The organism is Kitasatospora sp. NPDC101183 (genome assembly GCF_044767945.1).
GTDB lineage: Bacteria > Actinomycetota > Actinomycetes > Streptomycetales > Streptomycetaceae > Kitasatospora.
In genome coordinates this window covers 13,735-28,578 of sequence record NZ_JBIWOW010000016.1, presented here as the reverse complement: position 1 = coordinate 28,578, position 14,844 = coordinate 13,735, and the positions used below count along the sequence as shown (strand labels likewise).

Genomic DNA, 14,844 nt, shown 5'->3' with positions numbered 1-14,844 from the left:
CCCGTTCGGCTCAGACGGCGGCGAAGCGGACCGTACGGGTGGCCGGGTCCGCCGCGGTCAGCCGGACGTCGACGACCCGGCCGAGCGGCAGCGGGGCGCCCGTGGGCGAGGCGTCGCAGCGGGCCCTGACGGCGGGTTCGCGCAGCTGGACGGTGCCGGTGCCGGGCCGCCTGCCGTCCACGTCGACGACCACCGCCGGGAACGACTCGCCCTCCCGGCCGGCCAGCAGCTCCGCCTCCACCAGGTCCACGCAGGCGCGTTCGACCTCGGCGGCCCGGCGGTCCCCGCTCGCCATCAGCGCCGGTACGGCGGACAGCGCCTCGCGCGCCCAGGCCGGCACCTCCTCCCCCGCCGCGACGGCCGCGCACACCTCCTGGGCGAAGCGGTCGCCGAGCCGGCGCAGCGGGGCGGTGCAGTGCGCGTACGGCGCGGCGATCGCGGCGTGGCCCGGGTCAGCCGGGGCGGGCAGGCCGCGGGCCTCGTCGAAGGCGTGGTAGCCGGCGCCGCGCAGCAGCCCGGTGCAGGCGTTGAGGAAGGCGGCGTCCAGCGGGGCGTCCGGGTCGAGGGAGCGGATCAGCTCGGGGTACGGGAGCGCCTGCGGCCAGTCGACGTCCAGGGCGGCGGCGATCAGGCGCAGCCGCTCGTACGCGGAGGCGGGCGCGGCGGGCAGGGTGCGCAGCAGGCCGATGCCCGCGTCCAGCATCATCTCGGCGGCGGCCATGCCGGTGAGCAGGGAGATCTGGGCGTTCCAGCCGTCCGCCGGGACGGGGGCGCGGTAGCCGAGGACGTAGCCGTGCAGGGTCTCCTCGACCTCCTGTTCCGGCACGGGCAGGCTCACGCCGCCGCGTTCGCGCTCCTGCTGCTCGCGCAGGCGGCCGACGGTGGCGAGGAGGGCGAGTTGCTCGTCGGCGCCGCCGAGGTCGACGGCGCGCTGGACGGCGGCGTAGTCGAGACGGCGGTGGGAGCGGACCATGGCGCGGCGCAGGTCGGCGAGGACGAGGGCGCCGTCCGCGTCCAGGTCGAGCTGCCAGAGCAGGGCGGGGCGGGGCTCGCCGGGCAGCAGGCTGGCGGCGTCCTCGGAGATGCGGGCGGGGTGCAGGGGGACGCGGTGGTCGGGGAAGTAGAGGGTCTCGACGCGGCGGCGGGCCTCGGTGTCGACGGCGCCGCCGGGGTGGACGAAGGCGGCGACGTCGGCGATGGCGTAGTGCACCCGGTAGCCGCCGCCGGGGCGGTGGGTGAGGTGCATGGCCTGGTCGAGGTCGCGCGAGCCGGGCGGGTCGACGGTGAACAGCGGCAGGTCGGTGGCGTCCAGCTCGGGCGTCCGGGGCCGCTCGGCCGCCTCCTCCGCCTCGGCCAGCACCGCCTCGGGCCACTCGGTGTGGATCTCGAGGCGGGTGCGGAGCTCGGTGAGCTCGGTGTTGATCCGGGCGGAGTCGGCGGCCTTGACGCGCAGTTTTCGGCGAGGCATGCACGCCAGCGTAGGGCGAATCGGGTGATTCCGGGCGGAGGCTCGGCGCGGGGTTTCAGCGCCCCAGGAGGGCCTTGAGGTCCTTCGCGGCGAGTGCGAGGGCGTCGTCGTACCCGCCGGTGGCCAGGCGCAGCACGTACGCCACGGCCTCGTCCGGCCGCGGGTCGGTGTACGGCTCCCCGTTGTAGTCCAGGAACAGGAGCATCGCCTCGAAGGCGGTGCGCTTGTTGCGGTCGACGAGGGGGTGGTTGCGGGCGAGGCTCTGGCCGAGGGCGGCGGCCTTGGTCCACAGGTCGGGGTAGGCGTCGGCGCCGAAGACCGTCGCCTGAGGACGGGCGATCGCGGAGAGCAGGCCGCCGAGGTCGCGGACGGTCTGCGGGCCGCCGGCCAGGTAGGTGACGTCCTCCAGGTCCAGGTACTCGGTCACAGGTCCTTGAGCCTCTCCAGCGTCTCGGCGTTGGCCTCGCGGATGCGGGCCACCATGGCGGCCCGGCGCTCTGCCTTGCTCGGCCCTCCCTCCGTGAGCGCGTCCGGGACCTCGGACCGGCGGACCTCGAACGCCAGCTCGGCGGTGTCCGACCCGGCCGGGGCCTCCGTCACCCGCACCCGGCCGGCCATCACGGCCTCGGCGGCGGCGCGCACGGCGAACTCCAGCGCCTGCCGCGTCTCGGCGGGCAGGCCGGCGGGCAGCCGCACGGACAGGGACTCCTCCACGGCGTCGTCGTCTCCGGGGACCAGGTTCAGGGGGTTCAGGGTCATCTCGTTCACTCTCCTCGCAGGTCACGGTAGTGGCGGAGGGTGCGGCGGGACCAGCGGATTCACCGGGGCGTAAGGGCTCGTACGGTGGGTGCACGAGGACGCGAAGGGGGTTCGGGCGATGGACGTGGTGAAGGCGACCGGGGTCGCGGTGGCGGGGACGATGGCCGGGGTGGGGGCGCTGCACGCGGTGTGGGCGGTGACGCCGTGGCCGCTGCGGACGCCGGAGGAGTTCGCGGACGTCGTGGTGGGGGCGGGCGAGGGGTTGCCTCCGGCGGCGGCCTGCCTGGGGGTGGCGGGGCTGCTGGGCGCGGCCTCGTACCTGGTGGCGGCCCAGGCCGGGGCGGTGCCCGCCGTGGGGCCGGCGCGGCTGCGGCGGGCCGGGGTGCGGACGGTCTCGGCGGTGATGCTGGCGCGCGGGGTCGGCGGGCTCGCCCTGTTCGGGACGGCGCTGGAGCGCTCGGAGCGGTTCCGGCGGCTGGACCGGCGCTACTACTCGCCCCTCTGCCTGGCGCTGGGGGCCGGCGCGGCGGCAGTAGGGTGGCGGGGTTCCGCTGCCACGAAGTGTTGAGGAGTTCCGCTGTGCTGGTGCTGTTGCCGCCGTCGGAGGGCAAGGCCGCGTCGGGGGACGGTGCGCCGGTGGCGCTCGACGGGCTGTCGCTGCCGGGGCTGACGGCGGCGCGGGCGGCGGCGCTGGACGCGCTGGTGGAGCTGTGCCGGGGCGGGGAGGAGGCCGCCGCCGAGGTGCTGGGCCTCACGCCCGGGCTGCGCGGCGAGATCGCCAAGAACGCCGGGCTGCTCACGGCCGGCGCCCGCCCGGCGGGCGAGGTGTACACCGGGGTGCTGTTCGACAACCTCGGCCTGGCGAGCCTCGACGCCGCCGCGTACGGGCGGGCGGAGCGCTCGCTGCTGGTCTTCTCCGGCCTCTGGGGCGCGGTGCGGGTCTCGGACCGGATCCCGTCCTACCGCTGCTCGATGGGCGTGAAACTCCCCGGCCCGGGGGCGCTCGGGGCGTACTGGCGGAGCGCGATGGCACCCGTGCTTCCGGAGGTCGCGGACGGGCTGGTGCTGGACCTGCGCAGCTCGGCGTACGCGTCGGCGTGGCGGCCCGCCGGTGAGGTGGCCTCCCGGACGGCGACCGTGCGGGTGCTGCAGGAGCGGGACGGGAAGCGCACCGTCGTCAGCCACTTCAACAAGGCGACCAAGGGCCGGATCGTCCGGGACCTGCTGGTGGCCGGGGCCGAGCCGAAGACGCCCGGCGAGCTGATGGACGCCCTGCGGGAGCTGGGCCACCACGTCGAGCTCGCGGCCGAGGGCACGGCGCGCAAGGCCTGGCAGCTCGACGTGGTGGTCACCGAGGTGCACTGAGGTGCACTGAGGACGTTTCAGGACCGCAGGTGCGAGGTGTCGTTCAGCAGCCGCAGCGAGGCGTTGCCGTCCGCGTAGTACTGGACGGCGCAGATCGAGGCGGCGGACAGCTCCATCCGGAACAGCGAGTCCGGCGGGGCGCCGAGCGCCAGCCGCACCAGCGTCTTGATCGGGCTGACGTGCGAGACCACCAGCACCGTCTTCCCCGCGTACCGGGCGAGGATCTTGTCCCGGGCGACGCCCGCGCGGTGGGTGAGGCTCGCGAAGCTCTCCCCGCTGCCGGTCGGCCTGGCCTTGGTGGAGCCGAGCCAGGCCGTCAGGTCGTCCGGGTGGCGCTGCTGCACCTCGGCGAAGGTGAGGCCCTCCCAGGCGCCGAAGTCGACCTCGCGCAGCCCGTCCTCGTAGCGGACCTCCAGGCCGAGGCGGGCGGCGACGATCTCGGCGGTCTGCCGGGTGCGGCGCATCGGGGAGGCGACCACGGCCTGGACGCTGCCGCGGGCGGCCAGCGCCTCGGCGGCGCGCTCGGCCTGCCAGCGGCCCTTGTCGGAGAGCTCCGGGTCGCTGCCGCCGCTGCCGGAGAAGCGCTTCTCCGGGGTGAGCGGGGTCTCGCCGTGGCGCAGCAGGACGAAGGTGGTCGGGGTGCCGAGGTCGGCGGGGGCGGCCCAGCCCGCCTTGGGGGCGGCCGTCTCCAGGGGAGGTTCCTCGACGGGCACGGCCTTCGGGCGCGGCTCCCACGGTCGACCGGCCTGGCCCGCGTCCATCGCCTCGTTGGCGAGCCGGTCGGCGTCCTTGTTGCGCTCGCGCGGGATCCAGCCGTACGAGACCCGGCCGGACGGGAAGACGGTGCGCGCCTCGGCGGCGAGCGGGCGCATGTCGGGGTGCTTGATCTTCCAGCGCCCGGACATCTGCTCGACGACCAGCTTGGAGTCCATCCGGACGTCGACGGTCGCCTCGGGGTCGAGGGCGTGGGCGGCCCTGAGGCCCGCGATCAGGCCCCGGTACTCGGCCACGTTGTTGGTCGCGTGGCCGATGAACTCGGCCGCCTCGGCGACGATCTGCCCGGTGTCCCCGTCCCGGACGACCGCGCCGTAGCCGGCCGGCCCCGGGTTGCCCCGGGACCCGCCGTCCGCCTCGACGACGAAGCGCGCCGCCATCGGGTCAGACGCCCGAGTCGGCGGTGCGGACCAGGATCCGCGAGCAGTTCTCGCAGCGGACGACCTTGTCGGCCGGCTCGGCCTTGATGGCGTTGAACTCGGTGATGGAGAACTCGGTGCGGCAGCCCTCGCAGCGGCGCTGGTAGAGGCGGGCCGCGCCGACGCCGCCCTGGGTCTCGCGCAGCTTGGCGTAGACCTTGAGCAGGTCGGCCGGGATGACGGCGGCGACGGTCTCGCGGTCGCGCTTGACCTTGTCGGCCTCGCCGTCGATCTCGCCGAAGGCGGCGTCGCGGCGGCCCTCCGCCTCCTTGAGGACGACGGTGGAGTGCTCCAGGCGGGCGCCCAGCTCCTCGACACGGGTCTTGGCGCTCTCCTGGCGCTCCATGATCTCCAGCACGACCTCCTCCAGGTCGCCCTGGCGCTTGGCGAGCGAGCCGATCTCGTGCTGGAGGTTCTCCAGGTCCTTCGGCGAGGTGACGGCGCCGGAGTCCAGGCGCTGCTGGTTGCGGGCGGAGCGGGCGCGGACCTGCTCGACGTCCTGCTCGGCCTTGGTCAGCTCGCGGGTGGTGTCGCCCTGCTGGGCCTCGGCGGCGACGACGAGGTCCTTGAGCGCGGTGTGGTCGGCGGTGGCCTTCTCGATCTCGGCGTGCTCGGGCAGGCCCCGGCGCCGGTGGGCCAGCTGGTCGAGCTTGGAGTCGATGGCCTGGAGGTCGAGCAGGCGGATCTGGTCGGCGGGCGCGGCGTTCAAGCGGAAGGCTCCTGTGAATCGGGTCAGGCGGGGAAGGACATGGGGGCGTGCGCGGTCCAGGGGTCGGTGACCAGGTGGGACACCGTGGTCTCGACCGTCCAGCCTCGCTCGTCGGCCGCGGTGCGCAGGGCGCGCTCGGCGAGGGTGAGCCAGGGCCACTCGGTGGCCCAGTGCGCGGCGTCGACCAGGGCGATCGGCGCGGCCTCGGTGGCCTCGGAGGCCGGGTGGTGGCGCAGGTCGGCCGTCAGGTAGGCGTCGACGCCGGCGGCGCGCACGTCGGCGAGGAAGGAGTCGCCGGATCCGCCGCACACCGCGACCCGGCTCAGCAGTCGCTCCGGGTCCCCGGAGACGCGCACGCCCGCGGCGGTGGAGGGCAGGCCCTCGGCGACGCGGGCGGCGAAGGCGGCGAGGGTCAGCGGGGGCTCCAGCAGGCCGATGCGGCCGGTGCCCCGGCGGCCCAGCGGGTCGGTCGGGTCCGGCACCAGCGGGCCGGTGACCGTGAGGCCGACCGCCTCGGCGAGGGCGTCCGAGACGCCCGGGTCGGCGTGGTCGGCGTTGGTGTGCGCGACGTGCAGGGCGACGCCGTTGGTGATCAGCGTGTGCACCACCCGGCCCTTGAAGGAGGTGGCGGCGACGCTGGTGGTGCCGCGCAGGTAGAGGGGGTGGTGGGTGACCACCAGGTCCGCGCCCCAGGCGACGGCCTCGTCCACGACCGCCTGGACGGGGTCGACGGCGAAGAGCACGCGGGCGACCTCGGCCTGAGGGTCTCCGCAGACCAGGCCGACGGCGTCCCAGGACTCCGCCCACTGCGGGGGGTAGACCTCTTCGAGGGCGGCGATGACGTCGGACAGTTTCGGCACCAGTCGAGACTACCGTGCGCGTGGGGGCGGTCGGGCCCCGGCCGTTCCGGCGGGCGGCGGGCGGACAGCGGGCGGTGGGCGGGCGGCGGGCGGTGGGCGGGCGGTGCGCCGCCGGGGTGCGGCCGTTGTTCGGACGGGGGTTCCGGGGGCGTACGGGTGCGCGGCGGGGCGGGCCCCGGGGCGTCAACCTGCGCGGAACCGCCTCCGTGGGGGTGCGCACGAGGCCCGCACGCCCGGGTTCCGGGCGCCCGCTGCGCACAGGTGGGTACTCGTACGAATTCGAAACCACCCCTGGATCACCCTTACGAGTGAAGTGACCGGTTCTGCGTTGAGCCTCCGGTTTTCTCGAAACTAACTTCTGTCCTGCGAACGGGAGTTGCCCCGCCACCCCCGGCCCCTGCGGAGGGCCGGGGCGGGCGGGCGCCCCCGCCGGGGGTGCGTCCGCACCCCCGGGGAGACCGATCGGGCCGGGCCGTACGCCCGGGTGCCGGAGCTGTGGGCACCCGGGCCGGCCGCCGGGACGAAGGGATGTGGTGGCGGATGGGAGCGGGCACATCACTGCGTACGGCGCGGAGCACGGCCGGGGGCGGGCGATCGGTGGGCGACGGGACGGCTGCGGCCGGGTCGTGGCCCGGGGCGACGCGGGCGGCGCTGGCCGCCGGAGGCCGGGGAGGCGACGGCGGGTGGGAGATCGCCGTCGGGGGCTTCTGGTGCACGGCCAGGCCGTCCGCGTCCGCGCCCCTTCCGGAGCAGGGGTGGAAGCTGCACGTCAGCGCGGCCTCGGCGGCGGGCGAGGCGGTGCTCGCGGCCGTCGTGCGGGTGCTCGCCCAGGACCCGTGCGTGTTCAGGTTCGCCGTCGGGCAGGAGCGGCTGCACGAGCTCAACTCCCGCAGCAGCGACAGGGGTTCGACGGGCACGTTCATCACGGTGTACCCGGCGGGCGAGGAGCGGTTCCAGCGGCTCGCCGCCGCGCTGGACGGGGCGACGGCCGGGCTGCCCGGGCCGGTGGTGCTCTCCGACCGGCCGTACCGGGCCGGAAGCCGGGTGCACTACCGGTACGGCGCGTTCGCGCTGCGGGCGGAGCCGGGCAACGACGGGGAGTACCGCTCGGTGCTGCGCGGTCCGGGCGGGGAGCGCTCGGAGGACGTGCGCGGGGGCTCGCACCGGGCACCGGGGTGGGTGCGGGACCCCTTTTCGACGGCGTCGGGGACGCGCCGGAGCGGCGGGGGGCTGCTGGGCGGGCGGTACGCGGTGACGGCGGCGCTGCGGCACGGCGCCAAGGGCCGGGTGTTCCTCGGGCGGGACGTGCGGACCGGCGAGGAGGTCGTGGTCAAGCAGGCCCAGGCGCACATCGAGGTCGACCGGGCCGGGACGGACGCCCGCGACGCGCTGCGGCACGAGGCCGCGCTGCTGGACCGCCTCGCCGGGCAGGAGCTGGCGCCGCGCGCCCTCGAACTGATCGACCAGGACGACTCCGTCCTCCTGGTGCAGGAACGAATCGCCGGGCAGCCCCTCGGCGGCTGGGTCTCCGCCCGGCTGCGGCGCGACGGCAGCCCGGACGTGGACTGGGCCGAGGCCGGGCCGGTGGCGCGCGGGCTGCTCGACCTCGTCGAGCGGGTGCACGCCCAGGGGCTGGTGCTGCGCGACCTCTCCCCCGGCCATGTGATCGTCCGGCCGGACGGCGGGCTGCGGCTCGTCGACCTGGAGCTGGCGGCCGAGGCCGGACGGACGGCGGGCGCCGCCGGAACCCCCGGGTACCGGGCGCCGGAGCACGGGCCGGGGCGGCTCGCGGCCGTCGGGTCGGGCGCGGTCTGCACGGCCGATCCCGCCGTCGACCTGTACGCGCTCGGCGGGCTGCTCTTCCTGCTCGCCACCGGGCACGACCCGCTGCTGCCCGAGGACCTGCCGCAGGCGCGGCCCGTCGCCGAGCGGCTCGGGCGCTGGCTCGCCCTCGCCGCGCGGTCGGGCGCCACGGCGCGGCGCCTCGCCCCGGCGATCCTCGGTCTGCGCGCGGAGGACCCCCGGGAGCGGTGGTCGCCGGCGCGGGTGCGGGCGGCACTGGAGGGCGGGCAGGCCTCCCCCGTGACGCCGCTGTGGCAGGCCGCCCGGCCCGCCGTCGCGCCGCTCGACCTGGCCGGCGCCACCGGTGAGCGCGAATTCCGCACCGGGGCCGAGGAGTTGGCGCAGCCGGCCGCCGCCCGATCCGCTCCGCGTGACGGCCTGCTCGTCCTGCCCGACGAGACCGGGACGGGCTGCGCCGCCGGGTACGGGACGGGCACGGCGGGGGCGCCGGCCTTCCTGCTGCGGCTGCGGCACGGCGGGCCGCGGCTGTCCTCCACCGCGGTGGGCGCCGAGTGAACGCCGCCGCCGCCCTCGCCACCCAGGCCCTGCGCCGGCTCAGCTTCGGCTTCGCGGGCGACGGCAGCCACGTCGCCTGCCTCGCCTCGGCCGCCGACGGCGGCTGGTACGTGGAGAGTTGGCGCCTCCCGGCGGACGGCTCACCGGCCGTCCCGGTGGCGCTGCCGCTGGCGGGCAACCGCTCGGAGAGCCTGCACGCGCAGCTCGTCGCGCTCGCCGACGGCTCGGTGCTGATCTGCCGGCACGACGGCGACCGGCACGACCTCGTCCGCCTCTCGTACGGTGAACAGGCAGCCGTGGAGGAGGAGTTGGCGACGCTCCGGATGCCCGGGCTGCGCATCCTGCCGCTGCCGGGCGCCGCCGCCGGTGCCCCCGCCGACGCCGATCCGCACGCCCCGGTGGCCGTGGCGCTCGGCAGCGACACCCGCCCGGCCACCACCGCCTGGCTGATCCGCACGGACGGCAGCGCGCCCGAACCCGTCGCCGAGATCCCCGGGCTGCACGGCGGCGGCACCTGGCTGGACCACGCGGGCGCCCTGCTCGCGCTCGACCGGGTCACCGACGGGCTGGTGCGCAGCGTGGTGCTCGACCTGCGCACCGGCGCCACCACCCCCCTGCTGGAGATCGGCGAGCGCAGCAACGACCGGCTGGTGCTGTTCGACCCCGACAGCCGCTTCGCGATGGTGCGCAGCGACGCGCCCGGCACCGACCGGCTCGGCTGGGGCGTGCTCGGCGGCGGGGAGCCGCTGCGCTTCCCCGAATGCCTGCACGTGGCGGGCATGTTCCTGCGGCCGGTCGCGCTGCGGCAGGCGGCGGACGGCCCCCGGGTCGCCGTGCAGATCGACCACGGCGCGGCCTCCGCGCTCGCCCTGTGGCGGCCCGCGCTGAACCGGCTGGACCGGCTGCCGGTGCCGCCGGGGCGGCTCGGCGCCGCCGGGCACTGGGGCGGCGCCGGGCTGCGGATGCCGTACTCCTCGCCCGACCACCCGGCGGCCCTGGCCACCCTCGACGTGGACGCGCTGCTCTCCCACAGGCCCGCCCCGGCGGGCACCGGGCCGATGCCGCTGCCGCTGCCGCTCCAACTCGCGCCGCTGGGCTCGGGGTTGCCCGGCCCCTGGCGGGACGCCGTCCTGCCCTGGCAGCCCGGCGGGGTGCGCACCGCCCGTACGGTGCCCTCCGGTTGGCGCCTGGACGGCAGCACCCCACCGGGGGACGGCGGGCGCTGGCAACCGGCGCAGAGCATCGAACTCGCGGGCCCGGCAGGCCCGTTGGAGGCCGTGGTGTACGGCGGGGACGCCTGGCTGAGCAGCCCGCACCTGGTGCTGGCGCTGCACGGCGGCCCGGCGGACGCGTGGCGGCTGGAGTTCGACCCGGCCCTGCAGCGGATGGCCACCGAGGGCCTGGCAGTGGTCGCGCCCAACCAGCGCGGCTCCACGGGGTACGGCGTCGCGCACGCCCTGGCCATCCGGGGCGCCTGGGGCGGGCCCGACCTCGACGACGTGCTCTACCTGCTGGACGGCATCGCCGGGCAGCGGGCGGCGCTCGGGCTCGAACCGCCCGCGCTGTTCGGGGTCAGCTACGGCGCGTTCCTGGCGCTGCTGGCGGCCGCGCACGCGCCCGCCGAGCACGTCGCGCGCTGCGCGGTGGTCGCGCCGTTCCTGTCCGGCGCCCGGCTGCTGGCCGAAGCGGCGCCCCCCGTACGGGCGTTGACCACCCGGCTCGGCGGCGGCGACCCGATCGTCGACGCCCGGGGGCCGCGCGACGTGCTGCAGCTCGCCCACCGGATCGGGGCCCCGCTGCTGGTGGTGCACGGAAACCGGGACGAGGTCGTGCCCGTCAGCCAATCCCGGGCCCTGCGGCACGAGTTGCTGCGGATCGGCCGGGCCGAGGGCGCCGACTTCCGCTACGTCGAGGCGGCCGGCTCGGGCCACGAGGTGCTCGCCGAGGAGGGCGGGGCCGTCCTGCACGAGCTGCTGGCGACCTTCCTGCGCACCGGCCGACCGGGCTGAGCCCGGGCCTCTCGCGCCAACTCCACAGACTCCCGGGCCCGTTCGGGCCCGGGGCACCACCCCGAGCGCCCGCCGGCAGATCGCGGCGGGCGCGAAACCCAAGGGGAGGATCGCAGGGTCGTCCCAGGGGTGCCGCCCCTTCTCCCCCTGAAGCTGCCCCGTGCCTCGGCGGCCCACCGACTGGCCCCTCGCACTCGGCAGGCTGGGCGGCGCGGGGCTGTTGGGGTGCCCGGCGCGGATCGTCGTCCTCGACGACACGACCTCGGGGCTGGACCTCGCCACCGAGTACCAGGCCACCCGGGCCCTCGCCCACAGCACTCTCCAGGCGGCGAGCACGTGGTGCGTCCTGGCGTTGTGGACACCGCGCTGCATGAGAAGTCAGCCCCATCGACTTCCTGCGCGCTCCCACCACACGAGCACCGCGCCGCAGGGGCACATATGTGCCCCTGCGGCGCGCCCGGGGTGTCACACCCCTGCGGGGCACCGCCGGGCTCGCACGAGGATCTCGATAGGATCTCGCCTGCCCCGGCCGTTATGGTGGCCGGGTCAAGGGCCGCGATCACCGGCTGTGGGCGCGTACCGAGCGCCCGATCGGGGACCGCGCCGCGCGCCCCACAGCGCCGGCCGGACGCCGATGACCTGCACCCATCCGCACGGAAACACGGAAAAGACGATTCTGATGTCCGACACCCTCACCGACGCCGACGAGAAGACGGCCGAGGACTCCGCGTCGCACGGTCGCCACCGTGGCGGCTCCGCCGCCGACGACACCGCCCAGTCCGACCCGCACGGCCGCCACCGCGCCGCCGCGCACCAGGGCTGACGCACCGCCCCACCGCAGTCGAGGGCCCGCCGAGAATCCTCGGCGGGCCCTCGTGCGTATCCAGGCGGGCCCCAGGGCGATCAGCCCAGCGTCACGACCGTCCGCAGCGCCTCGCCGCTGCGCATCTGCGCGATCGCCTCGTTCACGTCCGCCAGCGCCACCCGGTGGGTGACCATGCCGTCGAGGTCGATCCGCCCGGCCCGCCACAGCTCCACGACCAGCCCGATCGTGCGCGCCACCGGCGCCCCGCCGTACAGCGAGGGCAGCAGGCGCTTCTCGTTGAAGAACAGCTCGCCCATCGTGAACTGCGCGAGGTCGTCCTGCGCCCCGGCCCCGATGACGACCACCGCGCCGCCGCGCCGGGCCGCGTCGTAGCCGGCCCGGACGGTGGCCGAGCGGCCGACCGCCTCGAAGACGTGGTCGAAGCCGCCCCCGGGCAGGGACTTGGCGACGGCCTTCAGCTCCTCCGGCGCGATCGCCTCGGTGGCGCCGAAAGCCAGCGCCCGCTCGCGGCGCGAGGCGACGGGGTCGACGACGGTGATCCGCGCGGCCCCGCACACCCGGGCGCCCTGCACGGTGGCCACCCCCACGCCGCCCGCGCCGATCACCGCGACGGACGAACCCGGCTCCACCCGCGCGGTGTTGACGGCCGCGCCGACGCCCGTGGTCACCCCGCAGCCGATCAGCGCGGCGGCCTCGTACGGCAGGTCGCCGGGCACCTTGATCACGGCGTCGGCCGCGACCACCACCTCCTCGGCGAAGGCCCCGGTGCCGTAGAACCCGGACGCCTGCGTGCCGTCCTCCTCCAGCCGGAAGCCGGGCGCGCCGAGCCGTCGCAGGCTGGCGATACAAAGGTGGCCGCGGCCCGCCGCGCAGTGGGCGCAGCGGCCGCAGGGGGCCATCCAGCAGAGCACCACCCTGTCCCCGGGGGCGAGGCCGGTGACGCCCTCGCCGACCTCGACCACCTCGCCCGCGCCCTCGTGCCCGGGGACGAACGGCGCGGGCTGCGGCAGCACGCCGCTCATCGCGGACAGGTCCGAGTGGCACAGGCTCGCGGCGCGCATCCGCACCCGTACGGCGCCCGGGCCGAAGCCGATCGCCGTGACGTCCTCACGGACGTCGAGGACGTCCTGGCCGGTCTCGTGCAGGACGGCTGCGCGCATGGGCTGCTCCCGGGGTGCCTGGTGTGCGTCTGGTCGAGGGTCCGGCCGATTCTGGCACGGGGCCGCGAAGGGGAGTAGAACGCGTTCCAGTTCCGGTACGTCCCACCCGTATCCGATCCCGGCTGACGCCGCCGGCTGCCATGATCACCGCCGTGACCGATCTCATCGTCCCGACCCGGGCCGGGCCCTGCCCCCGGTGCGGCTCCGGCCTCACCACCGATCCTCGCTTCCCGATCTGGTGCCCGGCCTGCGACTGGAACGTCTCCCCCCAGCCGGGGCCGGAGCCGACCCGGGCCGAACGCGCCCTGCTCGACCGCTGACCGCGCCGGGGCCCCGCCGCCTACCGTCGAGTAGGGTCCGAGCACGCCCGTCGACCGCACGAACCCGAGGAGCACCGCCATGACCGACCTGCTGGAGAGCGCCCGCCCGGCGCCCGAGGTGCTGGCGGCGTTCGAGGCGGCCACCGGGTTCATGCCGGTGGACGAGGGCCTCGCGCTGTACGTGGCGGCCGTGGCGGCGGCCCGGAGCACCGGGCTCCCGCTGCTGGAGATCGGCACCTACTGCGGCCGCTCGGCGATCCTGCTCGCGGCGGCGGCCCGGGAGGCGGGCACCGTCGCGCTGACCGTCGACCACCACCGGGGCTCCGAGGAACAGCAGCCCGGCTGGGAGTACCACGACCCGACGCTGGTCGACCCCGAGGTCGGGCTGATGGACACCCTGCCGCGCTTCCGCCGCGCCCTGCACGCCGCCGGGCTGGAGGAGCACGTGGTGGCCCTCGTCGGCCGCTCGCCGAGGATCGCCGCGCTGTGGGGCCGCCCGGTCGGCCTGGTCTTCATCGACGGCGGCCACACCGACGAGCACGCGACCGGAGACTACGAGGGCTGGGCGCCCCACCTGGCGCCGGAGGGCCTGCTCGTGGTGCACGACGTGTTCCCGGACCCGGCCGACGGCGGCCAGGCCCCGTACCGGGTGTACCTGCGGGCGCTCGCCGAGGGCTTCGAGGAGGTCTCCGTCACCGGCTCCCTGCGCGTCCTGCGCCGTTCCCACGGGTAACACCCCGTAGCGGGGGTGGGAACGGTACGGTGTCCGCGCAGCACCAGGCAGATCATCGGCGGACGGCGGGGGCCAGCGGCACATGACGGACCAGCACAACACCGCACCGGCGGTCTGGGACCCGACCGCACGCGGTGGCGCGGGCGGCTGGGTGCGCAACGCGCAGCAGCCCGCGGCGGAGGCGGCCGCACCCGCGCCCGCTCCGGCACCCGCTCCTGCGCCTGCTCCGCGGCCCACGCCGCCGCCCCCGGCTCCGCCCGCCCACGACCCGCCGACGACCCGGCTCGCCCCGGCCGCGCCGCCCGCCGACCGCCTCCCCCCGCCGCCCCCCGCCGCCCCTCCTGCGGCCGCGCCGGTGCCCGCCGCTCCGGCCGCCGACCGCCGACCGCTGCTGATCGGCGCGGCCGTGCTGCTGGTCCTCGCGATCGGCGGCGGCCTGCTCCTGACCTCCGGCGGGGACGAAGGGGACAAGGCCGCCGCTCCCCCGGTCGTCACCGCCCCGGCCCCGGCACCCCCCACGACGGGCGCCGCCCAGCCGCCCGCACCCCTGCCCACCGGAGCCGGAACGGACACCACCGCACCGGCCACCCCCACCCCCACCTCCTCGCCCACGGCGACCGCCGGCCCGCACGCCGCCGCCCAGGCGAAGGCGCTGAACGACCTGCTCGGCCAGGTCGGGTCCGCCCAACTCGGCAGCGCCGTCGCACAGGTGACGAGCTGCCCCCCGAAGACCGAGATCGAGAAGGCGGCCGCCGTCTTCGACGGCGACGCCGCCCAGCGCCAGAAGCTGCTGGACCAGCTCCCCTCGAAGAGCGTCACGGAGGTGCCCGGCGGGACGGAGGCCGTCACCGCGCTGAAGTCCGCCTGGCAGTCGTCCATCGACATGGACAAGGCCTACGCGACCTGGGCGCACTCCGTCGCCCAGCAGGGCTGCTCCGGCCGGGCCCCCTCCACCGACGACCAGAAGCGCGGCGAAGCCCTCAGCTCCCAGGCGCGGAAGGCGAAGGCGGAGTTCTACACCAAGTGGCAGCCGATCGCCGAGACCTTCGGCCTGACCGCACCGAGCCAGGACAGGATCTGATCC

At 76.5% G+C, this 14,844-nt stretch carries 15 protein-coding genes; 8 read left to right on the top strand and 7 right to left on the bottom strand.

Annotated elements, in window-relative coordinates; genetic code table 11:
• Positions 1–10 precede the first annotated feature (10 nt).
• From ACIRRS_RS23055 to ACIRRS_RS23045, 3 genes are read right to left on the bottom strand one after another with little or no spacing between them, the layout of a single operon-like run.
• Positions 11–1,468, bottom strand: coding sequence for an RNB domain-containing ribonuclease (locus tag ACIRRS_RS23055; protein WP_402973687.1), 1,458 nt, complete (start codon positions 1,466–1,468; stop codon positions 11–13).
• 55 nt (positions 1,469–1,523) lie between these two features.
• A complete protein-coding gene (locus ACIRRS_RS23050; protein ID WP_402973685.1) occupies positions 1,524–1,895 on the bottom strand; it encodes a type II toxin-antitoxin system death-on-curing family toxin in 372 nt (123 codons plus the stop codon).
• Positions 1,892–2,227 (bottom strand): hypothetical protein, encoded by a 336-nt coding sequence (locus ACIRRS_RS23045; protein ID WP_402973682.1) that lies wholly within the window; start codon positions 2,225–2,227, stop codon positions 1,892–1,894. Before ACIRRS_RS23045 ends, ACIRRS_RS23050 begins: the two co-directional genes overlap by 4 nt.
• A 118-nt stretch (positions 2,228–2,345) precedes the next feature.
• Between ACIRRS_RS23045 and ACIRRS_RS23040 the strand changes: the two genes are divergently transcribed.
• Positions 2,346–2,795: a DUF3995 domain-containing protein gene (locus ACIRRS_RS23040; protein WP_402973679.1), complete on the top strand. Its 450-nt coding sequence runs from the start codon at positions 2,346–2,348 to the stop codon at positions 2,793–2,795.
• An 11-nt stretch (positions 2,796–2,806) separates the two neighbouring features.
• Positions 2,807–3,592 (top strand): peroxide stress protein YaaA, encoded by a 786-nt coding sequence (gene yaaA / locus ACIRRS_RS23035; protein ID WP_402973677.1) that lies wholly within the window; start codon positions 2,807–2,809, stop codon positions 3,590–3,592.
• Between the two features lie 17 nt (positions 3,593–3,609).
• Here the strand turns inward: yaaA and ACIRRS_RS23030 are convergent, their stop codons facing one another.
• From ACIRRS_RS23030 to ACIRRS_RS23020, 3 genes are read right to left on the bottom strand one after another with little or no spacing between them, the layout of a single operon-like run.
• On the bottom strand, positions 3,610–4,746 hold the full coding sequence (locus tag ACIRRS_RS23030) for a bifunctional RNase H/acid phosphatase (RefSeq protein ID WP_402973674.1): 1,137 nt from the start codon (positions 4,744–4,746) through the stop codon (positions 3,610–3,612).
• A 4-nt stretch (positions 4,747–4,750) separates the two neighbouring features.
• Positions 4,751–5,494: a zinc ribbon domain-containing protein gene (locus ACIRRS_RS23025; protein ID WP_402973672.1), complete on the bottom strand. Its 744-nt coding sequence runs from the start codon at positions 5,492–5,494 to the stop codon at positions 4,751–4,753.
• 23 nt (positions 5,495–5,517) lie between these two features.
• Positions 5,518–6,354, bottom strand: a complete 837-nt coding sequence (locus ACIRRS_RS23020) for a Nif3-like dinuclear metal center hexameric protein (RefSeq protein WP_402973670.1) — start codon at positions 6,352–6,354, stop codon at positions 5,518–5,520.
• A 597-nt stretch (positions 6,355–6,951) separates the two neighbouring features.
• Between ACIRRS_RS23020 and ACIRRS_RS23015 the strand changes: the two genes are divergently transcribed.
• The 3 genes from ACIRRS_RS23015 to ACIRRS_RS23005 all read left to right on the top strand — a co-directional run bounded on the left by ACIRRS_RS23015 (position 6,952) and on the right by ACIRRS_RS23005 (position 11,544).
• Entirely contained in the window at positions 6,952–8,712 is a 1,761-nt protein-coding gene (locus ACIRRS_RS23015) for a hypothetical protein (protein ID WP_402973668.1), read from the top strand.
• The gene (locus tag ACIRRS_RS23010; RefSeq protein WP_402973666.1) at positions 8,709–10,721 is read left to right on the top strand and encodes an alpha/beta hydrolase family protein; all 2,013 of its coding nucleotides are present in this window, start codon (positions 8,709–8,711) and stop codon (positions 10,719–10,721) included. The genes ACIRRS_RS23015 and ACIRRS_RS23010 overlap by 4 nt, the downstream gene beginning before the upstream one ends.
• A 679-nt stretch (positions 10,722–11,400) precedes the next feature.
• Positions 11,401–11,544 carry a hypothetical protein gene (locus ACIRRS_RS23005; RefSeq protein ID WP_402973663.1) on the top strand — a complete coding sequence of 48 codons (144 nt, stop codon included), beginning with the start codon at positions 11,401–11,403 and terminating at the stop codon, positions 11,542–11,544.
• Positions 11,545–11,624: 80 nt separating this feature from the next.
• Here ACIRRS_RS23005 and ACIRRS_RS23000 read toward each other — a convergent pair whose 3' ends face one another.
• Positions 11,625–12,707 carry an alcohol dehydrogenase catalytic domain-containing protein gene (locus ACIRRS_RS23000; RefSeq protein ID WP_402973660.1) on the bottom strand — a complete coding sequence of 361 codons (1,083 nt, stop codon included), beginning with the start codon at positions 12,705–12,707 and terminating at the stop codon, positions 11,625–11,627.
• Between the two features lie 152 nt (positions 12,708–12,859).
• Between ACIRRS_RS23000 and ACIRRS_RS22995 the strand changes: the two genes are divergently transcribed.
• The 3 genes from ACIRRS_RS22995 (at position 12,860) to ACIRRS_RS22985 (ending at position 14,841) form a co-directional block, all read left to right on the top strand.
• Positions 12,860–13,027 (top strand): hypothetical protein, encoded by a 168-nt coding sequence (locus tag ACIRRS_RS22995; protein WP_402973657.1) that lies wholly within the window; start codon positions 12,860–12,862, stop codon positions 13,025–13,027.
• Between the two features lie 79 nt (positions 13,028–13,106).
• A complete protein-coding gene (locus ACIRRS_RS22990) occupies positions 13,107–13,760 on the top strand; it encodes a class I SAM-dependent methyltransferase (protein ID WP_402973654.1) in 654 nt (217 codons plus the stop codon).
• Between the two features lie 82 nt (positions 13,761–13,842).
• Positions 13,843–14,841, top strand: coding sequence for a hypothetical protein (locus ACIRRS_RS22985; protein WP_402973652.1), 999 nt, complete (start codon positions 13,843–13,845; stop codon positions 14,839–14,841).
• Positions 14,842–14,844: the final 3 nt, after the last annotated feature.